1 protein-coding gene is annotated in these 1,008 nt (G+C 35.8%); it reads right to left on the reverse strand.

The window, feature by feature from the left end; genetic code table 11:
• Positions 1 to 213: 213 nt before the first annotated feature.
• Complete coding sequence (locus B4O97_RS19105) at positions 214 to 915, reverse strand: hypothetical protein (RefSeq protein ID WP_083053115.1); 702 nt, start codon at positions 913 to 915, stop codon at positions 214 to 216.
• Positions 916 to 1,008 lie beyond the last annotated feature (93 nt).

The raw sequence follows: 1,008 nt of genomic DNA on the forward strand, positions 1-1,008 counted from the left end.
CAATATATACCGCGTTTAGCTTTTTTTCAATATATATAACATCCAATTGAGCTGCGTGGCGTTAAGTTGGCATGCGTTTGTGCTGCTACCGAACCAACAGTATATCATCAGTTTCGCTCGCATCACCTTCGTTATATCTACTCTATTATTGGAACCAGTAGCACAAACCATGACAATAGCCACGTCTGCTCCAATTGCAGGTTATACCGTAAATTATTCACTACTATATTGATAAGATAATTGCTCCGGGAGATCTTCCCATACTCTTTTTATCGCTGAAGCATAAGAAATAAGTGTTTCAGAATTAATATTCAAGGTTTCTTCCAAGAGTGTTGTCCTATATAGGTTCATCAAGTCAGTGTCATCAGCGTTAACAAATATATTCCCATTCTTTTCCCTTAATTCTTGTGAGGATCTACCATGACCATGCTTAATAACATTACATAATAATCTGAGCTCATCCAATACTGTCCAGTCATTTAAAGATTCAAAATCAAATCCGAAGTCTCTATACAAATTAGGAATATCATTATATTTCGCGATGAATGAGCTAAATTCAACATGTACATACCGTCGAATTTCATCGTATAAGAATATACGCATTTGCTGATGATAGAATTCAAACAAAGTGGCATGCCATGTAGCTGTCGCTGTATATAATCCCAATCTAAGCATATTGTATCTTCTAAAACCGTAGTCATATGCTAGTTCAGCCATATCATAACCGTCAGCATATTCATCAGCAGGCATGGACATTATTTCATTAAAGTATTGCTCTGCAGCTTCATTTGCCTCTGTATCAATATTTTGAAATTGCGGAAGTATTTTTTGGATATAGGGATCAATAAAATCATCAATTTGATTTTTATGAAGTTCCCTTCTCATGGGGTGTAAGAATATCCAGATATCTCTCATTATGTTATCCCCTTTCAATACTTCAAATTTTTATCGGTATAACATCCAATTGAGCTGTGTGGCGTTAAGCTGGCATGTGTTTGTGCTGCAACT

This window comes from Marispirochaeta aestuarii (assembly GCF_002087085.1).
In the GTDB taxonomy this organism is placed as follows: domain Bacteria; phylum Spirochaetota; class Spirochaetia; order JC444; family Marispirochaetaceae; genus Marispirochaeta; species Marispirochaeta aestuarii.

Excerpts from the sequence above, each read along its gene's own strand:
- B4O97_RS19105 (WP_083053115.1), bottom strand. The coding sequence starts at position 915 with ATGAGAGATATCTGGATATTCTTACACCCCATGAGAAGGGAACTTCAT.